Here is a 25,799-nt window from a genome sequence, read left to right on the forward strand (position 1 = left end):
GCTGGAAGCGGGTGGCCTTAGACGGCGACGACGGCTTCTTCCTCGGAGTTGTCTGGCAGATGCTTGATCGCCTCTTTACCGTGCCCTTGCACTTTGGTTTTGTATTTCATCACTTGCCTATCGAGCTTGTCGATCAGGGTATCGATCGCGGCGTACAGGTCGTGCGCCAAGCTTTCCACATAGACAGTCTTGCCGCTCAAACGCAGGTTGACTTCAGCCTTTTGACGTTTTTCTTTCTCTTTGAGGTTATCCACGGTCAGAATCACGGCGATATCGATGACTTGATCGAAATGACGTTTCACGCGCTCCAGCTTCGTTTGTACGTATTCACGGATGGCTGGTGTCACTTCGAGATGATGTCCGCTGATGGTGAGATTCATACACACTCCTAAAGATGATCGGGTTCGTGCGGTCCATCCTATCCGGCCCGCAGAGGAACCGAAAAAAACTTACAAACACTTACGCAGGCTCACTGGCGGAATTTTCAACGCTTCCCGGTATTTGGCAACAGTACGTCGCGCAATCACCATGCCTTGTTCCCCCAGCATGTCCGCAATCTTACTGTCGGATAAAGGATTTTTAGGGTCTTCTGCTCCTGTCAGTTGCACGATCAATGCCCGTATCGCCGTCGATGACGCTTCGCCCCCCGCTTCGGTGGCGACGTGGCTACCAAAGAAATATTTCAACTCGAACATGCCGTGCGGGGTCAGCATGTACTTTTGAGTTGTTACCCGCGAGATAGTACTCTCGTGTAAACCCAGTGTATCAGCTATTTCACGGAGCACAAGGGGACGCATGGCAACGGCCCCATGCGAGAAAAAGTTCTTTTGTCTTTCTACTATCGCCTGCGCCACGCGCAGGATCGTGTCGAAGCGCTGGCGCATATTCTTGATCAGCCACTTGGCTTCCTGCAACTGTGCGCCCATGGCGCCCTCGCCCTTGCCCTGCTTGAGCAAGTTGGCGTACATGGCATTGACGCGCAGGCGCGGCATGACATCGTTGTTCAAGGTCACTTGCCAGCCATTGCGCGCGCGCTTGACGACGACGTCGGGCACCACGTAATCGGAGACGTCCGAGGCGAACACGGCGCCCGGATGCGGATTGCACTGGCGAATCACCGTCTGCGCTTCGCGCAAGTCTTCATCGTCGCAATCGAGGGCTTTTTTCAGCTTGTTGAAATCGCGCTGGGCAAACCAGGCCAGGTGCTTTTCCACGATGACGAGGGCCATGCGGCGCGTCACCATGGCGATGTGCGGCAAGCGCTTGATTTGCAGCGCCAGGCATTCGGACGCATTGCGCGCGCCCACGCCGGGCGGATCGAAACTTTGCAAGAGAGACAAGGCCGTGCGCATCTCGTCGGCATCGATTTCCAGCTCTTCCGGCAGGCGCGCCAGGATGTCGTCGAGCGACTCTTCCAGGTAGCCATTGTCGTCGAGCGCATCGATAATCAACTCGACCAGCGCGCGGTCGCGCAATTCGAGCACCGTCACGCGCATCTGCTCCATCAGGTGTTCGCGCAGGGTGCAGTGATGGGCTTCGAGTTGCGGGCGCGAATCTTCGTCGTCGGGCGCCTTGCCGCGGCTCGCCTCGCTCCAGTCGCTGTCGCCGCCATCCGCGGCGGCCGGACCCTCGCCGGCATCGCCATCAAAGGTTTCCGCTTCGGCCGGCGCTGCGGGCGCTTCCTGGCCCGGCGGCTGGGACGGTGCTTCGGCCGGCGCTGCCGTGGAACTCAAGGCGCCATCGGACAGCAGGCGCAGCGAACGGTCGAGCGGATCATCGAGGCGTTCGAGCAAGGGATTGTCCGTCAGCAGTTGCTCTAGTTCCTGGTGCAATTCCAGGGTAGACAATTGCAACAGGCGTATCGATTGCTGCAACTGCGGCGTCAGTGCCAGGTGCTGCGAAGTGCGCAGCTGCAATGATTGTTTCATTGGCTTACATGCGGAAGTGTTCGCCCAGATAGACCCGGCGTACCGACTCGTTCGCGATGATGTCGTCGGGGCGTCCCGACGCCAGTACCGAGCCCTGGTTGATGATGTAGGCACGGTCGCAGATACCCAGCGTCTCGCGCACATTATGATCGGTGATCAGCACGCCGATATTGCGCTCCTTCAAGAAGCGTACGATGCGCTGGATCTCGATCACGGCGATCGGATCGACACCGGCAAACGGTTCGTCGAGCAGCACGAACCGGGGATCGGTGGCCAGCGCGCGGGCGATTTCCACGCGGCGGCGCTCACCGCCCGACAGGGACAGGGCCTGGTTCTCGCGCAGCTTTTCAATCTGCAAGTCGGCCAGCAATTTATCCAGGCGCACCTCGATCTCGGCCTTCGTCAGCGGACGGCCTTCGACGGTCTGGATTTCCAGCACGGCGCGGATATTGTCTTCCACCGTCAGCTTGCGGAAGACGGACGCTTCCTGCGGCAGGTAGGACAGGCCCATCTGCGCGCGGCGGTGGATCGGCAGGCTGGAGATGTCCACGCCGCTGATATCGATGCTGCCGCCATCGGACGGCACCAGGCCGACGATCATGTAGAACGAGGTGGTCTTGCCGGCGCCGTTCGGGCCCAGCAGCCCCACCACTTCGCCGCATTCGACTTGCAGCGAGACATCATGCACGACTTGCCGCTTGCCATAGGTTTTTTGCAGCCCGCGAACGATCAGGGTGCTGCCGCAACGAGTATTGTCCATTATTTCTTTCCTGGCGCAGGCGTGGCCGGCGCTTTCTCCGCCGCCGGTGCCTTGGTTTTCGGCTGGATCACCATGCGCACGCTGCCGCCATCCGGGGTGCTGGTGCCGCTGTTGGAATTTTCCATCGTAAACACTTCCTTGCGGCTGTCATACGAGATGAAGGCGCCATTGGCCACGTCGGTCACTTTCGTGCCTTCCAGGCGCGTCAGCTTGGCCCTGGAAAACAGTTTCACCACTTCCGTCTTGTTGTCGTATTCCACGCGCTCCGCTTCGCCTTCCACCCACAGGTCGCCCGCGCCATCGCGCTTCTGGCGGAAGGTGGCGAGCTTGCCGGGATCGGCCCAGAAGGTAATGAACTGGTAGCCTTGCGGATCTTCCGTGATCACGGCGCGCCCCGCCTTCATGGTCAGGGTCCCCTTGACCAGCACGACGTCGCCCGTCAGGGTGCGCACCTGCTTGATGTCATCGACGTGGCCGCTACGTGCCGTGATGACGGCTTCCTTCTCGGAATCGGCCTTCTCGGCATGCGCCACGCCCATGATGGCCAGGGAAAATACGGTCAACAGCAAGATGTTCTTCATAGTATGGTTTCCTTGTTTCATTCTGTCATTTTGCCGCCGCGGCCGGGCGCGGTTTCGGCGGGAGGACCATGCGCAGCGCATTCTGCACTTCCACCACGCCGGTGGCGTTATTGGCTTTCATGCCGATGCCATTGAGACGCGAGGTGCCTGTCAGGATATCGACAGGCACGTCCGTTTCCATTCTTTCCTCATCCGGGAACACCGTCAACGCTTCCGTCTTGACTGTCAGGTTCTGCGCCTTCGGACTGGCCACGCGGTCGATCACGACATTGCGGTGCAGTTGCAGCCGGGTATTGTCCTGGTCGATATGCGCCAGTTCCGCATTCATGTTCATCGGTGGCATGCCTGGCGTGAGCTTGCGCACGAAGGGCCGGTCGATATCGGACGAATCGTCCAGCGGATAATGCGTGAGCTTGGTGCCCGACACGATATAGCTGGGCTTGCCCGTCAAGTCCATGCGCACCAGGCTGAAATTGGTGATGAAATAGTCGGGCTCATCCAGATGCTTGCTGGCAGTGATGTCCTGGCTATTCTTGTTCATCACCTCGAGCAGCCAAAAGCTGCCCAGCGCGACAACAACCGCGCCCAGCACGGTAAAAATCATGCGCCAGCGATGGGCGCCTCCTGGCTTACGCATAGGGCTTCACTCTTTCAAATGTCACTGACGAGGCGGCGCGCCTCACTCCAGGAACGGCGCCATGACGCGCGCATAATTGTCCTGGGCACGCAGCAGGAATTCGCAGATCTCGCGCACCGCGCCGCGACCGCCGCCGGCCTGCGTCACATGGTGGGCCAGGCCCTGCACTTCCGGGCGCCCGCCCGGCACGCTGACGGCAAAGCCGACGCGTTTCAGGATGGGCGCATCGATGACGTCGTCGCCGATATAGCCGCATTGCTCTTCCGTCAAGCCCGTCAGCGCCAGCAGTTCGCGAAACGGCGTCAGCTTGTCGTGGCCGCCCTGGTGCACGTGGGTAATGCCCAGGTCTTGCGCGCGGCGCGCCGTGATGGCCGAGCGGCGCGCGCTGATGATGGCCGTCTGCACGCCCGATTCCTGCAGCAGCTTGATGCCCAGGCCATCATACACATTAAACGTTTTCATCATCTCGCCGTCCGGGCCGAAATGCAGGCTGCCGTCGGTGAGCACGCCATCGACGTCAAAGATCATCAGTTTGACCTTGGCCGCGCGTGCCAGGTTGTCCGCGACGCTATCCATCAGATCACCTTCGCTTGCGTCAGATCATGGATATGCAGCGCGCCCACCAGTTTGCCGTCGGCATCGACGACCAGCATCTGGTTGATGCGGAACTGCTCCATCACGGCCACGGCGTCCACGGCCAGGCGTTCGGGCGCGATGCTGCGCGGCTGCGCATGCATGACGTCGCGGATCGCCACTTGCGTGAAATCCTGCACGCGCTCGAACATGCGGCGCAAGTCGCCATCCGTAAACACGCCCACGGGGCGGTTGTCCGCGTCGACGACGGCCGTCATGCCCATGCCTTTCTTCGTCATTTCTTCCAGCGCCTGCAGCAAGGAAGCCTGGACGGGCACTTTCGGCACGCGTTCGCCGCTGCGCATGACGTCATGCACGTGCGTGAGCAGGCGACGGCCCAGGGCGCCGCCCGGGTGCGAGCGGGCGAAATCTTCTTCCTTGAAGCCGCGCAAGTCGAGCAAGGCCACGGCGAGCGCGTCGCCCAGGGCCAGGGTGACGGTGGTGCTGGCCGTCGGCGCCAGGTTCAGCGGACAAGCTTCTTTCTCAACAGAAATATCCAGGTGCACGTCGGCCAGCTGGGCCAGGCTCGAATTCGGCTTGCCCGTCATGGAAATCAGCACGCCACCCATGCGCTTGACGACGGGCATGATGGCCATCAGTTCCGACGATTCGCCGGAGTACGATATGGCAATAAAAGCATCTTCCGAGGTGACCATGCCCAGGTCGCCATGGGCCGCTTCGGCCGGATGCACGAACAGGGCCGGCGTGCCGGTGGAAGCGAGGGTGGCGGCAATCTTGCGCGCGATATGGCCGGATTTGCCGATGCCGGAGACGACGACTCTTCCTTTGCATTGCAACAACATCGCCACGGCGCGGCCCACGCTGTCGTCCGTGGCCAGGCGCGCGTGCAGCGCAACGATGGCGTCGGACTCGATCTGCAAGGTGGTGCGGGCCAGCGCGACGGCGCGCTCGGTCGTCGCTTGCATGTCAATTCGATCAAAAGCTTTCAGCATTGTTTTTTCATGGGTTACACTCATGCCCAAAGTATAAACGAATTAGGAAAGCAAAAAACTTGCCAGTCACAACAAACAACGATTTCCATTGACCGCACCGGGCAACCCATGTTTTCCTCGCTTGAACTGACCCTGATGTTACTCGGCAGCGCCGTGCTGGGCGTGGTCGCTTTCAGAATGTTGCATTTGCCGCCCATGCTGGGCTACCTGGCCGTCGGCATCGTCATCGGCCCCCACGCGCTGGGCCTGGCGGCGGAAAACGAGGCCAGCCACACTCTGGCCGAATTCGGCGTCGTCTTCCTGATGTTTTCCATCGGGCTCGAATTTTCCCTGCCCAAGTTCCTCGCCATGCGGCGCATCGTCTTCGGCCTTGGCATGGCGCAGGTGGTCACCACCATCATCGCCACCGTCTTCTTCGGCTGGTTCGTCGGACATTACCTGTCCGCCTACATCCACCTGAGCTGGCAAGCCGCCTTCGCCCTGGGCGGCGCGCTGGCCATGTCGTCGACGGCCATCGTCTCGAAAATGCTCACGGAACGGCTGGAACTCGAAAGCGAACACGGCCGCAAGATCATCGGCATTTTGCTGTTCCAGGACCTGGCCGTCGTGCCGCTGCTGATCCTGATTCCCGCCCTCACGCGCGATTCGGACAACTTGGCCGAAACCCTGGCCTGGGCCGGCGGCAAGGCCCTGGTGGTGCTGATCTTGCTGCTTTTCATCGGCCAGAAGCTGGTGCGCGGCTGGCTGACCATCGTCGCCAAGCGCCGCTCGCAAGAGTTGTTCATGCTCAACCTGCTCCTGATTACCCTGGGCGCGGCCTGGATCACGGAACGGGCCGGACTGTCGCTGGCCCTGGGAGCGTTTGTTGCTGGCATGCTCATTTCCGAGACGGAATTCAAGCACCAGGTGGAAGAGGATATCAAGCCCTTCCGCGACGTGCTGCTGGGCCTGTTCTTCATCACCGTCGGCATGCTGCTCAATATCCGTGTGGTGTTTGAGAACTGGTGGCTCGTCTTGCTGCTGCTGTGCGGCCCCGTGCTGCTGAAATTCGCCCTGATCGCAGGCCTGGCCCGGCTGTTCGGGTCCAGCAACGGCGTGGCCCTGCGCACGGGGCTGGGGCTGGCGCAGGCCGGCGAGTTCGGCTTCGTGCTGCTGAACCTGGCTGGCGGCATCAAGCTGATGGACCCGTTCGTCGTGCAGGTGGTGCTGGCGTCGATGGTGCTGTCGATGCTGGTGGCGCCCTTCCTCATCGCCAAGTCCGACGCCATCGTCATGAAACTGGCGGCCAACGACTGGATGATGCAATCGTTGGCGCTGACCAAGATCGCCACGCGCACCATGGCGTCGCAGAAACACGTGCTGATCGCCGGCTTCGGGCGCAGCGGACAAAGCCTGGCCACCCTGCTGGCGGAAGAAAAGATCGAATACCACGCGCTGGACCTGGACCCGGAACGGGTGCAGGAAGCGCAGCTGGCCGGCGCCCACGTCTCGTATGGCGACGCGGGCCGGCGCGAAAGCCTGGTGGCGGCCGGCATCTACCGGGCCAGCGCCGTGGTGATCACGTATGCGAATACGCCTTCGGCACTGAAGTTATTGCATTTGCTCAACGAAATGGCGCCAACCCTGCCCGTCATCGTGCGCAGCCACGACGATACCGACCTCGACCAGCTGAAGAAGGCGGGCGCGGCCGAAGTGGTGCCGGAATTGATGGAAGGCAGCCTGATGCTCGCTTCGCATGCGCTGATCATGATGGGCGTACCCCTGCGCCGCGTCGTGCACCGGGTGCAGGCGGCGCGCGAAGAACGCTATGCGTCCTTGCGCGGCTATTTCCACGGTTCCAGCGACGCGGGCGACGATGCCGAGCTGGAACGCCTGCATACGGTCACCGTCAACGAGGGCGCGCACTGCGTGGGACTGCCCTTGAGCACGATCGACGTGGCCGGCTGCGGCGCGTTTGTGACCGCCATCCGCCGCGGCCGGGGCCGCCTTGATGTCACCCCCGAGACGCAGCTGGCCAGCGGCGACGTGGTGGTGCTGCGCGGCACGGCCGACGCCGTGGCCAAAGCCGAAACCTTGCTGTTGAAATAATTAACCGGGCTGCGCCTGCCAGCTGACGACCTTGTTGCGGCCATCGGCCTTGGCCTGGTACAGGGCCTGGTCGGCGTGCGCCACCAGCTGCTGCGCCACCGTTTCGATGGGGAGTAGCGCCGCGTCCGCTTCCAGGCTGGCCACGCCGATCGACACGCTGACCCACGCTTGCGCGCTGCCCGGCAAGTCAAACATGGTGCCGGCGATGCTGGCGCGAATGCGTTCGGCAACAAAGGTCGCGCTATCGAGGTCGGCGTCGATCAGCAGGACGACGAATTCCTCGCCGCCGAAACGGCCCAGCGCATCGGAGCGGCGCAATTCCGTGCGGATGCGCGTGGCCACCTCGCGCAGCACTTCATCGCCGCCCTGGTGGCCATGCGTGTCATTGACCAATTTGAAATGGTCGATGTCGATATACATGCATGAGATGCAATAATTCTGGCGCCGCGCACGGGCGATTTCTTCCAGCAGCCGGCGGTCGATATAGCGCCGGTTGTAGACGCCCGTCAAGGAATCGGTCAAGCCGATGTATTTGAGCATTTCATTGCTGATCACGTTTTCCAGGCAAATGGCGATGATGGACGCCATGTGCTTGATGAAATCCGTGCCCAGCGCGGGCGTAAAGCGCGTCACGTCGCTGCTGGCCAGGTTCAGGCTGCCAATCAGGCGCTTGTTGCGCAGCAAGGGCACCAGCGCCACGCTGCGCAGGGCGTCGATCTGCGGAAAACGCGGGCCATGCACGGCCGCGTCGAAGGCACCCAGCAGCGGCAACGGCGGCAAGGCCGCCTCCCCCTCGGCCACGGACGCCGGCGGAGCAAAACCCAGCTCCGCCACGGCATGCACAAACAGCAACTGCGGGAAGGCGCTGAAATCGACGCCCAGCTTTTCCATCACCAGCACGATATCGTCATCCTCGTCGAGCAGGCTCAGGGTGACGCCGTCGAGGTCGGAAATCACGGGCAAAGTGCGGAAGATGGTGCCGATCAATTCGGGAAAGGTGGACGCGCTGACGATTTCCAGGTCGAACGCCTGGTGCCGGCACATGATGTCGTGGTTGCGCTCGACCTGTTCCAGCAGGAAAGCCATGCGCGCGCGCAAAGCCTGGTTTTCGGCTTCGAGGCTGGCAATGCGCGGGTCCGGCGGTATTGCTTGATTCATAGAAACCTTAAACCCTTGTGTGCGGGCGCCATGCTTAAAATGCCAGTTCGAAACCGATGTCCTGCCCCACCACGATACGCTCATCGCCGCCTTCGGTGACGATGGCGTTCATGCCGAAGCAGATGGCGCCGTCGAGCTCGGGTTTGGCGCGATAGCCATGCATGACGTCGAGCGGGTCCGGGCCGGGCACGCCCGTGGCCTGGTCCACCGACGGGATCGGGCAGCGCGAACACGGCTTGACGGGTTTCAAGGTGGTCGCGCCGAATTGCAGGAAGTCCGCGTAGTCTTCCTCGAAGGCGCCGATGTCGCCAATGACGAGGTTGGGACGGAAACGGTTCATCGGCAGCGCTTCACGGCCGGCGGCGCGCAGCTTGTCATTGACATCGGCTAGCGAGGCGGCACCGGCGATCAGCACGGGATAGCCATCGGCAAACATGGTCGAGGCAGCCACGCCATCCGTCCATTTGGTGCTGGTGGCGCGCACCACGTCCGGGTGAAAGCGCGCCAGGCGGCACGGCACGCCGATGGCCTTGGAAAACCACGTGGCCGTGACGTCGTCGCAATCGTAGGCGCGCACGGTATCGTCCCACACTTGCACGTCCAGCATCGGTGCCAGTTGCGGGTGCGGCAAGCCCAGCTCGATTTCCAGGCGCAGCATGTCCGGCGCGCGCAATTCCAGGGTCGTGGCCTTGATGGATGGCACGATCAGCGCCATGCGCGGATATTCGCGCTGGGTCAGGAAGCGGCCTTGCGCATCCACCACCATCCATTCGCGGTCGAACACGTGCTCGCTCATCAGCCCGGAACGCGTCAGAACGGCCTCGCGCAAATGGATGCCGGCGCACGATTTGATCGGATACAGAATGATGTCGGACAGGATAGCCATGGACAGGGGAGAAGGAACAGTATTGCTGCTTCTGCCAGGAAATTATTCAGAAGCGAAGTATGGCAGCAAAGCGGGCAAGCGTAAATCTACCAGGCCCAGCCGCAGTGGCTGGGCCGGCATGACCGCGATCAATAGGTATAGAAGATACGCTGAATTTCTTGCGTGCTATTCGTTTTGGTCAGGGCCAGCATCAGCAGGATGCGGGCTTTTTGCGGGTTCAGGGTGTCGGATACGACACTGTCGAGTTCATCGTCGTTGGCTTCGCCATTGCGCGCCACGATGCCCTGGCCGACGCGGCTCGAACGCACGATCAGCACGCCCTTCTGGCGCGCTTCCACCAGGGCCGGCTTCATTTGCGCGGCCACGCTGCCATCGCCCACGCCCGCGTGGATGATGCCTTTGGCGCCGGCAGCAATGAAGGCATCGATGCCGACACGGTTCATGTTCGCGTAGCCGTAGACGATGTCCACTTGCGGCAGAGCATCGAGCTTGCTGATGTCAAATTCCGATTCCAAGGTGTGCTTGCGCGTCGACTGGCGGTAAAAGAAGGCCTTGCTGCCCTGGATATAGCCGAGCATGCCCAGTTCCGGCGACTTGAAGGTGTCGGTGGTGGACGTATTCGTCTTTGTCACTTCGCGCGCCGCGTTGATCTGGTCGTTCAAGGCGACCAAGACGCCCTTGCCCACGGCTTCCTTGCTGCCCGCCAGCATCACGGCGTTGTACAGATTGATGGGGCCGTCAGCCGAGATGGCCGTCGACGGACGCATGGCGCCCACGACCACCACTGGTTTGTGGCTTTTCACGGTCAGGTTCAGGAAATACGCCGTTTCCTCGATGGTGTCGGTGCCGTGCGTGACGACCACGCCATCGACATCGTTCGAGGCCAGCAGCACGTTGATGCGCTTGGCCAGGGTCAGCCAGTGGCTGTTGCCCATGCTTTCGCTGGCGATCTGGAACACTTGCTCGCCTTTCACATTCGCCACTTTCTTCAATTCCGGCACGGCCGCGATCAGGCGCTCGACGCCCACGGTGGCCGAGGTGTAGCCAACGGTGGTGGTGCTGTCGGCGCCGCTGCCGGCGATGGTGCCGCCCGTGGCCAGGATCACCACATTCGGCAATTTGACGGCCGCCTGCTGCGCGCGCGCCGGGGAGGCGGCGATAAAGCCCATCAGCAAGGTAGCCAGCATCAGCTGTGCACAAGAATGGAATTTGCGTGAAAACATGGTGCTCCCGTGAAGTGTACTGTCAAAAATAACAAAGTCGTATGCAAATTATATGTCATCCATGCCGGGGCAAATCCCGAATTCATGCGTATCGCACAAACGTGCGCGCCTTCCCATGCGCTACAGTGGCGCCATGTCCACACTGCTCCCCTTCCGCTCTTGCCTCGTCCTGCCGCTGGTCTTGATGACGCTGGCAGCCTGCGCCACACAGGTGGAACTGCGCATGGCGGCGCAGCAGGAGCAGTTCGGACGCGAGGCGGCCAGCCAGGGCGACTGGGCGCAAGCCATGCGCAGCTACGCGGACGCCGTCGCGAATGTCGAACTGGGCCATGGCGATCCCGCTTGGCAGGCGCGGCTGCACCACCAGGCGGGACGCGCCGCCAGCGGAGCCTGCCGCTACGATGCGGCTGAATTTCATTTCCGCCAGGCCATCGCGCTGGCGAAACGCAGCAAACAATCGAGCGCCCTCAGCTACAAGGCGCTGATCGACCAGTATGAACGCCAGGGCAAGGCGACCGAAGCCTTGGCCGTGCGCAATGAACTGGGCTGGCATCAATCACAAGCGCTGGGGGCGTTTGCCGACCTGGAATCGCTGCCGGTGGGCAAACCTTGCGGAGTCCCCCGATGAATATCGCACGCACCTTGCTGGCCGCCACCTCCCTCTGCACTGCCATGGCGCCGGCGCGCGCCGCCGAAGCACCGCTGCCCTTATGGGAAGCGGGCGTGTTTGGCGGCACGGCCGTCACGCCCGCCTATCCCGGCGCCAGCGAACGCTCGACGCGCAGCCTGGCCCTGCCTTATCTGATTTATCGGGGGAAAGTGTTGCGCGCCGACCGCTCCGGCGTGGGCGCGCGCCTGCTCAACACGGATCGCCTCGACTTCGATATCGGTTTTGCCCTGTCCTTGCCGGCCCGGTCCAGCGACGTGCCGGCCCGGCGCGGCATGCCGGACCTGGGCACCCTGGTGGAATTTGGCCCGCGCCTGAAAATCAAGCTGGCCGAGCCGACGCAGCACAGCCGCCTGGGGCTGGAATTGCCCTTGCGCGCCGTCATCGAAGCGCGCGGCGGCCTGCGCCGCCAGGGCGCCACGTTCGAGCCCCGCTTCGTCTACGCGCTGCAAGGCGAGCAGCAGGCATGGCATGTCGATGCCAGCCTGGGCGCCGTGCTGGGCAATGCCGCCATCAACGATTACTTGTATGGCGTGCGCCCCGCGTTTGCCACCGCTCAGCGCCCGGCGTATGCGGCAAAAGGCGGGCTGATGCTCACGCGGCTGGGCCTGGGCGGTTCGTACCGGCTGCACCAGGACTGGCGCGCCTTTGCCTTTGTACGCTACGATACTTACACAGGCGCCGCCAACCGCGCCAGCCCCCTGTTGCGCCAGAACAGCGGCACCTCGGCCGGTATCGGCCTGATGTGGACGTGGCAACGTTCAAGCAGCCTGGCACGGGGCCCGGACGAATAGGCTTAAAACTCCGTCGTGGCCGACAGCATGACGGTGCGCGGCGCGCCCAGGCCCAGGCTGGTCCATTGCGGCAGCGCCCAGTACGCCCTGTTGCCGACGTTCGTCACGCTGGCGCGCACGGTCAGGGGCCGGCCAGCCGCCTGCGTCGCATAGCGGGCACCCAAGTCAAACACGGTACGGCCCGGCACGGACATCGAATTGTCGGCATTGATGTATTGCTTCGATGCCGCCGTCGCATTTGCCGTCAGGGTCACGCCGGGGATGGCGGGCGTATCCCATTCGACACCGAGCTTGGCTTGCAGCTTGGGCACGCCCGTGGCCTGCTTGCCCTGGTTGGCGCCGCCCACCGTCTTGCTCAAGACGGGATCGACATACGCCACGCCGCCCATCAGGCGCACGTCGCGCAAGGGCGAACCGAAGAAGCCCCAGTCGATGCCGCGGTTGCGCTGTTCGCCGCCGAAGGAAAAGATATTGCTGACCGGGTCGACATAGCTGCTGGGGCGCTTGATTTCATACACGCTGACCGTATGCGCGAACTCGCCCAGGTCGACCTTGACGCCAAGCTCCGCCTGCTTCGACTTGTATGGCGCAAAGACCTCGCCCGAGTTGGCCGCCGTCAACGGCGCCGTGGCGCCCTGGCTCAAGCCTTCGATGTAGTTGCCGTACAGGGAAATCGTCTTGCTGGCCTTGATCAGCAGGGCGACGGCCGGCGTGGTGGCGCCTTCGTCATAGCGCGAGGTGCGCGCGCCCGTCTTGATGTTGAAGTTATCGCTGAGCACTTCCTGGCGGCGCAAGCCCACCGTCAGCTGCACGGTGTCTTGCGCAAAAGAAAGCGTATCGACCAGGCCGACACTGGCCAGGCGCAGTTCTGCCTTGGAAATTTGCGGCGCCTCGAAGCGCGTCGCCGGACCCCATACGGGGTTGTAGATATTCGTGATCCAGTCTTTCGCCAGGGTATTCCTGCGGCCGTACTGCTTGTCCGTATGATGATAATAGGTGGCGTTGACGGCCCATTGATGGCCGATATCGCCCGTGCGCAGCTTGCCCCGCAAGCCTGCTTCCGCCGATTGCTTTTCTACGTCAAAACCCAGGTCGGCAAGATTGGTGCGGTAGTCGCCAGCCGTGTTGAACACCTGGATCAGGTACGCGCCCGTCGACTGATAGTCGGCCCGGCTGGCGCCCACGGCGGCATACGCCATCACTTGCGCATTCAAGTCAAGCTCGCCGCGCAGCATGGCGCCCTTGTCCCTGGTATCGTAGAACGCCCAGCTGGGATTTAATAAGGTTTCCGCTTTCGGCGGACGCGGCACGGGCAAGCCGGCGGCCAGGTTGACGCCCCGGTTCAAGCCATCGGCGCGGTCCTCGCTGTGATACAGGTCGGCGGACAGGCGCGCACCGTTGCCACGCCAGTCCAGGCCCACGGAGACGAGCTTGGTCTTCTTTTTCTGATGGTCGATGGCGCCGTCGCCATCGCGGTAGACGCCGTTGACGCGGATGCCGAATTGCTTGTTTTCGCCAAAGCGCTGGCCCAGGTCCACATGGCCGCCCCATTGCGCGTCCGACATATACGACGCCGTCACCCGCGCCAGCGGCGTATCGCCTGCCCGCTTGGGCACGAGGTTGATGCTGCCGCCCACGGAACCGCCCGGCGGCATGCCATTGAGCAAGGCCGACGGTCCCTTCAGCACCTCGATGCGCTCGAACATTTCAGGCGAGGTGCGGTAGTAGGGAGAGATGCCGTACAAGCCGCCAAACGCGACGTCGCCGATATTCGAACTGAAGCCCCGTATCGAATAATTCTCGCCGATGATGCCCGTCATGCCGCTGCTGAAGACGGTAGGGTCGGTGGCGGAAATCACATCGGTGATGTCGCGCGCCTGCCGGTCTTCGATGAATTTATCCGTATAGCTGATGGTGTTGAACGGGGTTTCCATGAAGTCCTTGTCTCCCAGGAATCCCACGCGGCCGCCGGACACCACTTGGCCGCCTGCGTAGGCATCCGTCACCGCATTGCCCTTGCCCCATACCGTCACGGCCGGCATGGTGGCGGCAGCCTCGGCGGCGGCGCTATGCGCCGCTTCGCGGCGCACCGTGTAGCTGCCATTGCCCTCGCGCACGGCTTGCAAGCCGTGGCCGCGCAGCAATTCGTAAAAGCCTTCAGGCACGCTGTAGCTGCCGGACAGGCCGGCGCTGCTCTTGCCTTGCAGCAGGCTAGCCTCGACCGTCAATTCAACCCCCGCTTCGGCGGCAAAGGTATTGAGCGCCAGGCCCAGTGTACCGGCCGGCACGCTGAACGCTTGCCGGGCCTGGCCCGCCCCCGCTTGCGCGTAGGCTGACGGGGCCGCCACGCCCAACACCCCTACGGTCAAGCCCGTGATAAGCGCCAGTTGCACGGCGGTGGCGATGCGGCTCAGGTTCAAGGCGGGAAGGTGGCGCGTTGCCATGCGTTGGGTCATACAGTAAATCCTTTCAGATGGGATGATTGCTTGCTCTCACCCTATCTCCCGAACGAAAAGGCAAAACCCTCAATGCAAATACGAATCATTACGAAAACTATTGATTACTGATAGCCCTTCAGCACATCGTCGATCACCCGCTTCAGCGACGTCACGCTGGCCGCCGTGATGTACCAGGCGTCGGCATCGACAAAGACCACGCGGCCATTCTTCCAGGCATTGGTCTGGCGCAGCAGCGGATTGGCCATCTGTTCGGGCGTCATGACGGGACGGTGTTCCATCACGGCCGTGCGATCCACCACATAGATGATGTCGGGATTGGCTTGCTGGATGAATTCGCTGGAAATCGGCTGGCCATGCAAACCCGCCTCGACGGCTGTGCTGGCAGGTTGCACGCCCAGCGCATCGAAGACAAAACCGTAGCGCGACCGCACGCCGAACGCGCTGAAGGCGCCATTGTTGTGCAGCACGATGAGCGCTTTCTCGGGACGGTCCTGCGTCACCTTGCGCGCGTCCGCCACCTTGGCGTCCAGCTCCTGCGCTTTCCGGCTGGCGATGTCTTCCTTGCCGAAGATGCGCCCCAGGGTCAGCAAGTGTTGCTTGACCACGTCGATGTGCTTGCTCTCGCTGTTCTGGTAATCCACGTCGAAATGCAAGGTGGGCGCGATCTGGCTCAGTTCCTTGTAGTGGTTGGCCTGGATCGACGTCATCAGTATCAGATCGGGCTGGAGCGCGTGGATGTGCTCGAGATTGGGCTGCACGATGGCGCCCAGGTCGCGGATACCCTGGTCATCCTTGTAGCGAGAAAGAAAGTGCGGCACGTAATCCTTCACCATGCCGGCGACCGGCACGCCCAGTTGGTCGAGAAAATCAACTTCGTTCATGTCGAGCACGGCCACCTTCTGCGGACGATGTGTGACCACCGTCGTGCCCAGCTTGTGCTCGATGGTGATGGGGGTAAATGCCTGCTCTGACGCGGAAGCGGCAGGCGCTGGCGGCGCCGTGGCCGCCTTGTCGCTGCAGCCTTGCAGGGCGGCCATGGCGGCGAGCAGCACGACCAGCGCGCAGCGGGATTTGTTCCAGATCATCTCAAGCTCCTGTGGGGGTAAAGTAATTGCAGACACAGCTGCGCTCGTTGCGCACGATGTGAAAATCGATGTCGTACAGCGCCCGCAAGCGCTGTTCCGTCACGACCTCGTGGGCGGGGCCGGAAAAGCGCACGGCGCCGCCCTGCATGGCGACGATGTGGTCGGAATAATTGGCGGCGAAATTGATGTCGTGGATCACCAGGACCACGGTGCGGCCCTGCTCGTCGCACAGGCGCCGCAGCGCGCGCATGATCTGCACGGCGTGCTTCATGTCGAGGTTGTTGAGCGGCTCGTCAAGCAGCAAAATGTCGGTCTGCTGGGCAATCGTCATGGCCAGGAAGGCCATCTGCCGCTGGCCGCCGCTCAATTCATCGACATACGCCAGGCGCAGATGCTCCAGCGACAGGAAGGCGATGGCGTCATCAATGGCTTGCCGGTCTTGCGGCGTCAAGCTACCTCGGCTGTAAGGAAAGCGGCCGAAGGCGACCAGCTCTTCCACCGTCAGGCGCAGATGAAAATCGGGCGACTGGCGCAGGGTGGCCACCAGTCGCGCATAGTCCTGGATCTTGATGTGCGCAATGCTGTGCCCGTCTATCGTAATCTCGCCGCCATTCGCTTCCTGCAGGCGCGCGATGAGCATCAGCAAGGTCGTCTTGCCGGCGCCATTCGGGCCGATCAAGGACGTCACTTTACCCTTGGGAAACTGCGCGCTGACGTTGTCCAGCACGCGCCTGGCGCCGTAGCTTTTTTCGATATGGTTGACGTGGATCATGCGGTGCCCCGGGTTCGGACCATGAGCGCGAGGAAATACGCGCCGCACACCAGGTTGACAAGGATGCCAACCGTGGTCCGGTAGTTGAAAACGTGCTCGACCAGCAGCTGGGCGGCCAGGAAGATGGCGATGGCGATGGCGCAGCCCAAGGGCAAGGTGGCCCTGTGGCGTGCCGTGCGGGCCAGGGCATAAGTCGTGTTCGCTACAAAGATGCCCATAAAGGCCGTGGGCCCCAGCAAGCTTGTCGACACGGCCACCAGCACGGCGATCAGCGCCAGCTGCAATTGCACCATGCGCCGGTAATCGATACCGAGCGAGATGGCCTGCTCGCGTCCCAACGCCAGCACGTCGAGCGCCGGCAGGGCTTTCACCACGGCCACGCAGGCAGCGCCCACCAGCAAGGCCGAGTACAGCAATTGTGCGGGCTGCGCCTTGTTGAACGATGCCTGGCTGAAACCCTGCAAAATGGCAAATTCACCGGGACTGATGCGCAGCTGGATGAACTGGGTAAATGTGCCGATCACCATCGTCAGCACGAATCCCAGCAGCAACAGAAAATACACGTTGTTCTTGCCATCACGAAACAACCAATAGTGGATGGCCCAGGAATACGCCAGCATCAGCGCGATGGACAGCACGAAGTTGCCGTTCTGCCCCAGCAGCACCACGCTGTGCATGCCCATCGCGAGGATCAGCAGCGATTGCAACAGCAGGTACACGGCTTCATAGCCCATGACGGCCGGCGTCAGGATGCGGTTGCCGGCGATGGTCTGGAATACAATCGACGACACGGCCACGCAGACGCCGCCGATGAGGATGGCGGCCAGGCGCGATAATCGCTTCGGGATGATGTAATCGAAGTCGAGATTCGCACCGATGAAGAGGAAAGCCAGCCCCAATCCAAACACGGCCAGCCACAACGTCCGTTGCGTCAATACGTCCCTCATCGCCGCCCCCGGATGATCAGCACGAGGAACAGCACCCCGCCCACGCCGCCCGCCGTCAGGCCGATCGGCACTTCGAATGGATAGATCAGCAGGCGCCCGGCGATGTCGCAGGCCAGCAGCAGCGCCGCGCCGCCCAGCGCCACGATGGGCAGGGTGCGCGCCAGGTTGTCGCCGTAACGCAGCGCCACCAGGTTGGGAATGGCCAGCCCGACAAACGGGATCGCCCCCACCGTGATCACCGTGGCCGCCACCGTGACGGCCACCAGCATCAGGCCCAGCGCCACCGTGCCCGCATAATTCAAGCCCAGGCTGGTGGCCATGCCCTCGCCCATACCCAGCACGGTAAAACGCTGCGCGTACAAGTACGTGAGGGCGACGATGGGCAGGATCAGATAAATGATTTCATAGTTGCCCTGCACGATGCGCGAAAAATCGCCGAGCAGCCAGCCCTGCATGCTTTGCAGGATGTTGTTGCGGTAGGCATAGAATTCGGCCAAGGCGCTGAGCACGCCGCCATACACGAGGCCGATGACGGGCACGAGGATCGTGTTCTTGAAGCGGATGCGGCGGATCAGGGCAACATACAGTACGCTGGCGGCAAAACAGAAGGCCAGCGCGAACGCCATCTTGCCGGCCGTGCCCGCCGCGGGCGCCATGGTCAGCGCCACGAGGATGCCCAGCTTGGCCGCGTCGAGGCCGCCCGAGGTGGCCGGTTCGACGAATTTGTTGCGCACGATGTGCTGCAGGATGACGCCGCAGACAGACAGGCCCACACCCGTCAGCACCAGCGCGGCCAGGCGTGGCAGGCGGCTGGCCGTCAGGGTCAGCCAAGCGTCATCGGAAGAGGACAACAGCTGTGCCCACTCCATCCGCCTTGCACCGACCAGCAAGGACGCGCAGCACAGCAGGAAGAACAGGCACAGCAGACTCGCGCGCGTCAAATCGTCATCCCGTTCATTGCTGCGGCGCGGCGGAGGCGATGCGCCAGCCCTTGGCCGCCTGGCGCTGCGCCAGGAAGTGCGCATACAGGCCGTCCTGCGCGCGCAAGGCGCTTGGCGTGCCCTGCTCGCGAATCGTGCCACCGTCCAGCACGACGATCTGGTCGGCCATGGCCACCGTCGACAGCTGGTGCGCGATGACGATCACCGTGCGCCGGCCGCGCAGCCGCGCCAGCGCTTCGGCGATGGCGGCCTGGTTTTCCGCGTCGAGCGCGGCCGTCGCCTCGTCGACCAGCAGAATCGGCGCATCCTTGACCAGCGCGCGCGCAATCGCGATACGCTGGCGTTCGCCGCCGGACAGGCGCGCGCCGCCCTCGCCCACCAGGGTATCAAGCCCCTGCGGCAAGCGGGCGATGATTTCGCCCACTCCCGCCTGCCGCGCCGCTTCCAGCACCTCGGCATCGGTGGCATCCGGCTTGCCGATGCGGATGTTGTCGCCGATGCTGCCCTGGAACAGATAACTGTCCTGGAATATCTGGCTGATCTGGCCGGCCAATTGCTCGCTGGACATGTCGCGCACATCGACGCCGCCCACCCGCACCGTGCCGGCACTGACGTCAAAGAAGCGCGCGATCAGGCGCACCAGGGTCGTCTTGCCGGAGCCGGAGGCGCCGATCAGCGCCGTCATGCTGCCCGGCGCGATGTGCAGGTTGATGTCCGTCAATACGTCGGCTTGATCCTGTGCATAGCGGAAAGCCACGCCGCGCAGCTCGACGGAACCATCGCGCGGTGCTTGCGGCTTGTGTGCTTCCGGCAGAGGCTGCACGGCGAAGATATCGCGCGCAGCGTCCAGCGGACCGCGCGCGCCGCGCAGCACTTCGCCATAGCTGGCCACTTCCTGCAGCGGGTCGACAAAGCGCACCACCAGCAGCAAGGCCACGATGACGGCGATGGTGTCGCCCGCGCCGGCAGCACCGCCCGCCAGGCTGCTAAGCCACAGTGCGGCGGCGGCCAGCAAGGCGGCGAAGATGGCTTGCACGGTCCAGGCGTTAAGCACGGACGACAGCGCCGACAGGTAAATGAGCCGCGTGCCCGCGTGGCGCTGCGCGTCGATGGCTTGCTGCAGGAAACGCGTGCCGCTGTCAGCCGCACCACCGCCGTTACCATTGAATGCGCGCAAGACGGATTGCGCTTGCGCAAACTCGACGAGGCGCTGGCTGGTCTGGGCGAAATGATGGTGGTAGGCATCGTCGGCGCGCTGGCCCAGGTATGCCGTGAGCCGCAAGGCGCCCGCCAGCAAGGGCAGCGCCAGCAACGCGATGACACCCAGTTGCCAGTGCAGCGCAAACAGCGCGGCAAGCATCACCACGGGCGTGACGGCACCGCAGATGACAGGCGTGAGCACGTGGGCGGGCAGCTGGGCCACATTCATCATGCCTTGCGTGATGACATGGCCCAGCTTCGCTGTATTCTCCGGCGTAAACCAGCCGACGGGCAGGCGCGCCACGTGGTCGCCCAGGCGCTGGCGCGTCCCTTGCAAGACCGTCACGCCCACGCGCACGCCCGCTTTTTCCACCTGGCGCCGCCAGGCCCAGCAAGCGACCAGCCCGGCCAGCAGCACGATTAGCCACAGGGCCGCGCCGCCCGTATCGCCGGCCAGCAAGCGTCCCAGGGCCAGCACCAGCGCCGTGATCGTCAGCCCGCTGAGCACGCCGTACGCAAGTGCCATGGCACAGTAGCGGCGAAACACGGGCGCATCGTCGCCCAGCAGTTGAATGAATGTTTTCAGCATGGGAGCACCGTTTCTTTCGAGGTGGCTTGATAGCCGCCCAGCGCCCACAGTTGCGCATAGCGGCCCTGGCGGGCAAGCAAGCCGGCATGGCTGCCCTGCTCGACGATGACACCGTTCTCGACAACGACGATATTGTCGGCATGCATGACCGTGTCGAGCCGGTGCGCGATCACCAGCAAGGTGCGGCCTTGGGCAAAGCGCGACAGCGCGTCCTGGATCGCCACTTCGTTTTCCGCATCGGCCGCGGCCGTCGCCTCGTCGAGCACCAGCACGGGCGGGTCGAGCAGCACGGCGCGCGCGATGCTCACGCGCTGCAACTCGCCGCCGGACAGTTGCGCATCCTCGCCGATGACGGAATCGTAGCCGCGTGGCAAGGCCAGGAGGCGCTCGTGAATGTTCGCCAGGCGCGCCGCCGCTTCAATTTCCTGCAAGCTGGCCGACGGCCGGCCCAGCCCGATGTTCTCGCGCACGCTGGCGTGGATCAGCCGCACTTCCTGCAGCACGAAACCGATGCGCCGGTACAACTCTGGCGTGGCGATGTGCCGCAGGTCGACGCCACCGAGGGTGATGCGTCCTTCGGTCGGGTCGAAAAAGCGCAGCAGCAACCGTGCCAGGGTCGACTTGCCGGAACCGGAGGCGCCGACGATGGCCGTCACCGTGCCAGGACGCAAAGTGAGCGTGATGTCCGACAGCACCTTGTTGTGTCCATCGTAGGCATAAGCGACGCCTTCCAGGCGAATCTCCGTGCCGTCAGGCAATTGCTGCTCATCCGGTGCCGGCTGCGCCAGTACGGGCGTGTCGAGCAAGGCTTGCACGCGCTGGGCGGCACCCGTGGCATTGTTGAGGTCATGCGTCAGGTAATGCAGCAATAGCATGGGCGCGGAAATGCCGGGCGCCACCAGGGCGAACGGCAGGATATCCACGGGCGCCATCGCCTCCAAGGCCACGAAGGCCGTGCCGGCAATCACCACCACGCCCAGCACGGCGACGGGTGCGATCAGCGCATTGGCATTCGCCATCGAGCCGACCAGCGGACGCGTAAACGCGGCGAATGCCGCGGCAAACGCATCGACGGCAGTGCGGTAGCTGCCATGCGCGCGTCCCGTGGCGCCAAAGGCCTTGACCACGGGAATACCGTTGACGAACTCCACCACGGCATTGTTGATGCGCCCCATGCCGGCGACGAATTGTTCCATGTTGCCGCCGCTGGCTTTCATGGCACGGCCAAAGAACAGGAAGAAGCCGGGAAATGGCAGGATGGCGATGAGGGCCAGGCGCCAGTCCATGGCGAACAGGTAAATAATCGAGATGGCGATGGCGCCCACGGCGCGCCCCGTCGTCGTGTAGAAGTGCGCCGTGAGGCTGTGCAGGGTATTGATATCGTCCTGCATCGCCTGCTTGACCTCGCCCGAAGCTCGGCTGGTGAACCAGCCCAGCGGCACTTGCCCCAGGCGCTGCATGGCTTGCAGGCGCAGTTGATGGGTGAGGCGGTTGTCGGCCAGGTGCGCGGCCAGCTCGCCCAGCGAGATCAGGGCCATGCCGGCAAACAGGCAAGCGACGCTGGCGATGATGATCTGCCATACATCGCCCCGCGCCAGCGCGGGGTTCAGGGCGATTTGCGCGATCTGCGCGATGCCTGCCAGCGGTACCAGGGTGAGCATGGAACCAGCGCCGGCCAGCACGGCGGCGGCGATCAGGCGTCCGCGGATGGGCTGGAGTATCCGGCTGATCGGGCCGGCCTGTCGGCTTGGGTTACTCATGGGAAATGCGGGGAAAAACGTGCATAAGGTCAATGATTAAGGGTGGCTCTCACCCTATATCCCGAACGAGAATGCGAAACCCTCAATCGGGTCCGCGAAATAATCAGGCAGAGGTTAGGGTATGGCTTGCACCGTCACCCAGTAGCGCGTGCGCGCAACGATTTGCACGGGCAAGGCCAGCGCCAGGTTGTGCAGCGCGCGGTCCGTGTCGCGCAGGGAAAATACGCCATTGACGCTCAAGCTGGCCACGGCAGGGTCGCAGCGCAGCAGGCCGGGGCGATAGCGGGCCAGTTCCGCAAGCAGCTCGTCCAGGCGCATGTTGTCGGCCACCAGCACGCCCTTGCTCCAGGCCATGGCGCTGGCCGGCACGGGTGCTGCCGATTGCACGATGTCGGCCGAGAAGATGGCGCTGTAACCCGTGTCGATGCGCACGGCCTGGCCAGGCGCATGCGCGAGGCGCACTTCGATGGCGCCCTCGAAGACGGCCACGCGCGACGTGTGTTCGTCTTGCCGCAATGTAAAACGCGTGCCCAGCGCCCGCACCGTGCCGTGGCGTCCCTGCACGCGGAAAGGCCGCTGCGCCGGATCGGGATCGTGCGCCGTCGTGACGAGGATTTCGCCGCTGCGCAGGATCAGCAAGCGCTCGCTGGCGTCGAAGCGCACGTCGATGGCGGAAGCGGAAGCGAGCATCACGCGCGTGCCGTCAGGCAAAGTCATCTCGCGGATCTCGCCTGTGCCGGTGCCGTGGCCGGCCGTGGCCACTTGCCAGGCATCCGTGCCGCGCAGCAGGTACGCCATGCCGCCCACGGGCAGCAGCACGGCCAGCAGCTTCAGGGCACGGCGGCGGTTCAGGTAGGCGGCCGGCGCCGGTTCGCGCAGCGCATGCCGGGCCGCATCGCGCGGCACGCTGTGCAGCTTGCCTTCGAACGCTTGCAAACGCTGCCAGGCGAGGTCGTGGTGGGGATGGGCGGCACGCCAGCGGGCACAGGCAGCCCGGTCTTCCTCGCTGGCGTCATCGGACCACAGGCGCGCCATCCACTGGGCCGCCTGCTGGACGATGGCCGGTGCAATCACCACCTCCATCGCTCAGGCGTCCGGCGCATGCATGGCTTGATAGCAGGCCAGCAAGCCGGCGGCGATGTATTTTTCGACGGAGGACACCGAGACGTCCAGTTCGGCGGCGATGTCGCGGTAGCTCAGGCCATCGAGTTTGCACAGCAGCAATGCCTTGCGCGCCTTGGCGGGCAACCGGTGCAGCACCGCATCGATTTCCGTCAGTGCCTCGATCACCAGGGCGCGCTCTTCCTCGGACGGCGCCAGCGCTTCGGGCACCAGGGCCAGCACTTCCAGGTAGGCCGCTTCGATCTGGCGGCGGCGGTACAGGTCGATGACCATGCCGTTGGCGATCTGCGTCAGGTGACGGCGCGACTCCCCGGCCGGCGGCACCCTGCCCGTCTTCATCAGGTGCAGGTACACATCGTGCGCCAGGTCGGCCGCATCGAAGGCATTGCCGAGTTTACGGCGCAGCAAGCCACGCAGCCAGTGATGGTGGTCGGTGTAAAGACTGCTGACTTGCTGCTGAAGCGCTAACTCGGCGGTGCTCACGATACCCTTCCTGTCGCCAACGGCCGGCAAGAACAGGCGCATCGGATTATAAATGAGAATTATTCTCATTGTACGCGGAGTAACAAGGAAAGCGCAACACGGCGGCGGGCAGCAAACGCCGTCAGCCCTGCTGCCTGGCCGGCTTGAGCAGCCTGAAGGCGGCCCATAGCGAAGGCCGGTAGACGTGCAGTGCGGCCGCCAGCAGCACGCCCCACGCCAGCGGAGCAAGCAGCCCCAGGCGCTGGGCAAAAAGGGCATGCCCCATCGCCAGCAGCGACAGCACGATGGCGTTCAGGTACAGCGAACGGCGCGGCAGCGGACGCCAGACGCGCATGCCCAGTTCCGTCTTGACGACAAAATACACGAGGAAACCCAGCAACTGCGCCACGGCGGCGCCCATGGCGCCACAGCGCGGCACCAGCACGGCGCCCGCCAGCAAGGTGCCCAGCAAGCCTGCCGCGAAAGCGGCGATGGATAAGGAAGGACGGCGGGCCAGGCTGATGCCGACACCGCTCACTTCCGCCAGGGCGTACAGCAGCGGCTGGCCCACGGTGGCCACCGCCAGGTAGGCGACGCCATGATAATTGAGAGGCAATATCCATCCGATCAGCCAGGCCAGGGCGCCCGCCAGGCAAAAGCCCACGACCACGATGGCCTGCGCATGGCGGCAAATGGCGGCAATATTCGACAGGTCGCCACCGGCGGCGGCCCATTTGTGCACTTGCGGCACCCAGACAATCGTAAAAATCGACTGCACCAGCCAGGCGCCGGCGGCCACGCGCATGGCCAGCGCATAAATACCGAGTTCCTCAAAGCCGGCAAAGAAACGCAGCAAGCCCATGCCGGCCGACAGCATGGACAGGTAGAAAATGCCGCTCACCAGCAGGGGCCCCGCCTCGGAAAGCAAACGCCGCAGCAGCACGCGGTCCATGGTGGCAGCCCAGGCTTGCGCCAGCGATACGCGCGCATGCCACAGCAGCCATAGCGTGACCAGCCAGGTGGCGGCCACGACCAGGGTTGCCAGGTGCACGAAATTGCGCTGCGGATCCCACCACAGGACAGGCAGCAGCAACAGCAGCGTCATTTTTGGCAGCACCTGCGCCAGGCTGAATATCCAGGCGCGCTCCTGCATGCGAAAGAGTTGCGCGATCAGGCGATTGGCCAGGGCGCTCAGCATGCCTGCCGCGAACAAGACGGCCAGTGCGGGTTGCGCAACGTCAAATAACAGTTGCGCTACCGGCGCGGCAAACAGCAGTATCACGGCCAGCGCCACGGGAGCCAGCAGCACGGCCGGCAACAGGCACGCCTTCAGCAAGCCGCTACGCACGGTGCTGTAATGGTATTCATGCAGAAAGGCCTTATCCAGCCCCAGCGACAGCAGCAAACCGGCCACCGTGCACGCGGTCATGAAGAAATCCAGCTTGCCGATATCGGCAGGCGGAAATAGCCAGGCCACGGCAGGCACGGTGGCAAGGCTGCACAGCAGCGACAAGATGGGGCCGGCTGAAAAACCCGCGAGACGGGTCAGGCGCATCATTCAGCCAGGCAGGGCATTTCAGCCATGCCTGTCGTTGGAGAAACGATACGGCACCGTGTCCGAATCGGCCGGCACGCGCCAGTGGTCCGGCGCATCATAGCGATACGCATGGTCCACCGCATTGACGAGGATGGCTGGCGTGCTGCAGTAATTCTGCACGCCATGCCAGACGCGCGGCGGCACGACGAGCAGGCCGGGACGCTTGGTGCCCAGCTTGAATTCGTTAAGCATGCCAAAGGTGGGCGAATCTGCACGCGCGTCGTACAGCACCACGCGCATCTGGCCCGCCGCCACGAACAGGCGGTCCGTCGTGATGGCATGCGCATGCCAGGCGCTCAGCCCGCCCGGCTCCAGGGTCGAGGCGAATATCTGGCCTATCTGCGCCGCATCGGGCACCCATTCAGTACGGAAAATTTCAGTCAGGCTACCGTACGCCGTCAAGACAGGCTTGATTTCCTGAAAAATCACGCCATCGATCAAGGAAGGTGTCGTCGGCTTCCATTCCTTGGTAATGCTTTCGCCATCCTGCTTCGCGCCAGCCAACAACCAGTTATCTTTCTCAGCCACCAGATTACCCCCAGAAATTTTATAAAAAT

24 protein-coding genes are annotated in these 25,799 nt (G+C 63.4%); 3 read left to right on the top strand and 21 right to left on the bottom strand.

Features of this window, described 5'->3' with window-relative positions; genetic code table 11:
- Positions 1–17: 17 nt before the first annotated feature.
- The 7 genes from hpf to CSQ92_RS26615 all read right to left on the bottom strand — a co-directional run bounded on the left by hpf (position 18) and on the right by CSQ92_RS26615 (position 5,516).
- On the bottom strand, positions 18–380 hold the full coding sequence (gene hpf / locus CSQ92_RS26585; protein WP_034778388.1) for a ribosome hibernation-promoting factor, HPF/YfiA family: 363 nt from the start codon (positions 378–380) through the stop codon (positions 18–20).
- A gap of 69 nt (positions 381–449) precedes the next feature.
- The gene (locus CSQ92_RS26590; protein WP_099395836.1) at positions 450–1,928 is read right to left on the bottom strand and encodes an RNA polymerase factor sigma-54; all 1,479 of its coding nucleotides are present in this window, start codon (positions 1,926–1,928) and stop codon (positions 450–452) included.
- Positions 1,929–1,932: 4 nt separating this feature from the next.
- Positions 1,933–2,688 carry an LPS export ABC transporter ATP-binding protein gene (lptB, locus tag CSQ92_RS26595; protein ID WP_034778383.1) on the bottom strand — a complete coding sequence of 252 codons (756 nt, stop codon included), beginning with the start codon at positions 2,686–2,688 and terminating at the stop codon, positions 1,933–1,935.
- Positions 2,688–3,269: a lipopolysaccharide transport periplasmic protein LptA gene (gene lptA, locus CSQ92_RS26600; protein WP_099395837.1), complete on the bottom strand. Its 582-nt coding sequence runs from the start codon at positions 3,267–3,269 to the stop codon at positions 2,688–2,690. Before lptA ends, lptB begins: the two co-directional genes overlap by 1 nt.
- 25 nt (positions 3,270–3,294) lie before the next feature.
- Entirely contained in the window at positions 3,295–3,906 is a 612-nt protein-coding gene (lptC, locus tag CSQ92_RS26605) for an LPS export ABC transporter periplasmic protein LptC (protein WP_070259590.1), read from the bottom strand.
- 42 nt (positions 3,907–3,948) lie between these two features.
- On the bottom strand, positions 3,949–4,482 hold the full coding sequence (locus CSQ92_RS26610; RefSeq protein ID WP_034778379.1) for a KdsC family phosphatase: 534 nt from the start codon (positions 4,480–4,482) through the stop codon (positions 3,949–3,951).
- Positions 4,482–5,516, bottom strand: a complete 1,035-nt coding sequence (locus CSQ92_RS26615) for a KpsF/GutQ family sugar-phosphate isomerase (protein ID WP_070259613.1) — start codon at positions 5,514–5,516, stop codon at positions 4,482–4,484. Before CSQ92_RS26615 ends, CSQ92_RS26610 begins: the two co-directional genes overlap by 1 nt.
- 84 nt (positions 5,517–5,600) lie before the next feature.
- On the opposite strand from CSQ92_RS26615, the gene CSQ92_RS26620 reads away from it, so the two are divergent.
- Entirely contained in the window at positions 5,601–7,580 is a 1,980-nt protein-coding gene (locus tag CSQ92_RS26620; RefSeq protein ID WP_034778378.1) for a monovalent cation:proton antiporter family protein, read from the top strand.
- On the opposite strand, the gene CSQ92_RS26625 is transcribed toward CSQ92_RS26620, so the two are convergent.
- The 3 genes from CSQ92_RS26625 to CSQ92_RS26635 all read right to left on the bottom strand — a co-directional run bounded on the left by CSQ92_RS26625 (position 7,581) and on the right by CSQ92_RS26635 (position 10,847).
- Entirely contained in the window at positions 7,581–8,738 is a 1,158-nt protein-coding gene (locus CSQ92_RS26625) for a GGDEF domain-containing protein (protein WP_070259586.1), read from the bottom strand.
- 34 nt (positions 8,739–8,772) lie between these two features.
- On the bottom strand, positions 8,773–9,624 hold the full coding sequence (locus tag CSQ92_RS26630) for an MOSC domain-containing protein (protein ID WP_099395838.1): 852 nt from the start codon (positions 9,622–9,624) through the stop codon (positions 8,773–8,775).
- Positions 9,625–9,752: 128 nt separating this feature from the next.
- Positions 9,753–10,847, bottom strand: a complete 1,095-nt coding sequence (locus CSQ92_RS26635; protein WP_070259582.1) for a type II asparaginase — start codon at positions 10,845–10,847, stop codon at positions 9,753–9,755.
- A 133-nt stretch (positions 10,848–10,980) separates the two neighbouring features.
- Between CSQ92_RS26635 and CSQ92_RS26640 the strand changes: the two genes are divergently transcribed.
- Together CSQ92_RS26640 and CSQ92_RS26645 are read left to right on the top strand one after the other, a co-directional pair.
- On the top strand, positions 10,981–11,475 hold the full coding sequence (locus tag CSQ92_RS26640; protein ID WP_143450440.1) for a hypothetical protein: 495 nt from the start codon (positions 10,981–10,983) through the stop codon (positions 11,473–11,475).
- Positions 11,472–12,308: a MipA/OmpV family protein gene (locus CSQ92_RS26645; protein WP_099395840.1), complete on the top strand. Its 837-nt coding sequence runs from the start codon at positions 11,472–11,474 to the stop codon at positions 12,306–12,308. The genes CSQ92_RS26640 and CSQ92_RS26645 overlap by 4 nt, the downstream gene beginning before the upstream one ends.
- Positions 12,309–12,310: 2 nt before the next feature.
- Here CSQ92_RS26645 and CSQ92_RS26650 read toward each other — a convergent pair whose 3' ends face one another.
- The 11 genes from CSQ92_RS26650 to CSQ92_RS26700 all read right to left on the bottom strand — a co-directional run bounded on the left by CSQ92_RS26650 (position 12,311) and on the right by CSQ92_RS26700 (position 25,770).
- The gene (locus tag CSQ92_RS26650) at positions 12,311–14,764 is read right to left on the bottom strand and encodes a TonB-dependent receptor (RefSeq protein WP_099395841.1); all 2,454 of its coding nucleotides are present in this window, start codon (positions 14,762–14,764) and stop codon (positions 12,311–12,313) included.
- A gap of 104 nt (positions 14,765–14,868) precedes the next feature.
- Positions 14,869–15,852, bottom strand: coding sequence for a siderophore ABC transporter substrate-binding protein (locus tag CSQ92_RS26655; protein ID WP_099395842.1), 984 nt, complete (start codon positions 15,850–15,852; stop codon positions 14,869–14,871).
- Position 15,853: 1 nt separating this feature from the next.
- A complete protein-coding gene (locus tag CSQ92_RS26660) occupies positions 15,854–16,624 on the bottom strand; it encodes an iron ABC transporter ATP-binding protein (protein ID WP_099395843.1) in 771 nt (256 codons plus the stop codon).
- Positions 16,621–17,571, bottom strand: coding sequence for an iron chelate uptake ABC transporter family permease subunit (locus tag CSQ92_RS26665; RefSeq protein WP_099395844.1), 951 nt, complete (start codon positions 17,569–17,571; stop codon positions 16,621–16,623). Before CSQ92_RS26665 ends, CSQ92_RS26660 begins: the two co-directional genes overlap by 4 nt.
- On the bottom strand, positions 17,568–18,512 hold the full coding sequence (locus CSQ92_RS26670) for an ABC transporter permease (protein ID WP_257219370.1): 945 nt from the start codon (positions 18,510–18,512) through the stop codon (positions 17,568–17,570). The genes CSQ92_RS26665 and CSQ92_RS26670 overlap by 4 nt, the downstream gene beginning before the upstream one ends.
- Before the next feature lie 13 nt (positions 18,513–18,525).
- The gene (locus CSQ92_RS26675; RefSeq protein ID WP_099395846.1) at positions 18,526–20,301 is read right to left on the bottom strand and encodes an ABC transporter ATP-binding protein; all 1,776 of its coding nucleotides are present in this window, start codon (positions 20,299–20,301) and stop codon (positions 18,526–18,528) included.
- Entirely contained in the window at positions 20,295–22,061 is a 1,767-nt protein-coding gene (locus CSQ92_RS26680) for an ABC transporter ATP-binding protein (protein ID WP_099395847.1), read from the bottom strand. The genes CSQ92_RS26675 and CSQ92_RS26680 overlap by 7 nt, the downstream gene beginning before the upstream one ends.
- Positions 22,062–22,175: 114 nt before the next feature.
- Positions 22,176–23,138 (bottom strand): FecR domain-containing protein, encoded by a 963-nt coding sequence (locus CSQ92_RS26685; RefSeq protein ID WP_257219371.1) that lies wholly within the window; start codon positions 23,136–23,138, stop codon positions 22,176–22,178.
- 9 nt (positions 23,139–23,147) lie between these two features.
- A complete protein-coding gene (locus CSQ92_RS26690) occupies positions 23,148–23,666 on the bottom strand; it encodes a sigma-70 family RNA polymerase sigma factor (RefSeq protein WP_092609933.1) in 519 nt (172 codons plus the stop codon).
- A 121-nt stretch (positions 23,667–23,787) separates the two neighbouring features.
- On the bottom strand, positions 23,788–25,203 hold the full coding sequence (locus CSQ92_RS26695) for a lipopolysaccharide biosynthesis protein (protein WP_099395849.1): 1,416 nt from the start codon (positions 25,201–25,203) through the stop codon (positions 23,788–23,790).
- 18 nt (positions 25,204–25,221) lie between these two features.
- The gene (locus CSQ92_RS26700) at positions 25,222–25,770 is read right to left on the bottom strand and encodes a dTDP-4-dehydrorhamnose 3,5-epimerase family protein (protein ID WP_080753191.1); all 549 of its coding nucleotides are present in this window, start codon (positions 25,768–25,770) and stop codon (positions 25,222–25,224) included.
- Between the last annotated feature and the right edge of the window lie 29 nt (positions 25,771–25,799).

The organism is Janthinobacterium sp. BJB446, from assembly GCF_002735655.1.
In the GTDB taxonomy this organism is placed as follows: domain Bacteria; phylum Pseudomonadota; class Gammaproteobacteria; order Burkholderiales; family Burkholderiaceae_D; genus Janthinobacterium; species Janthinobacterium lividum.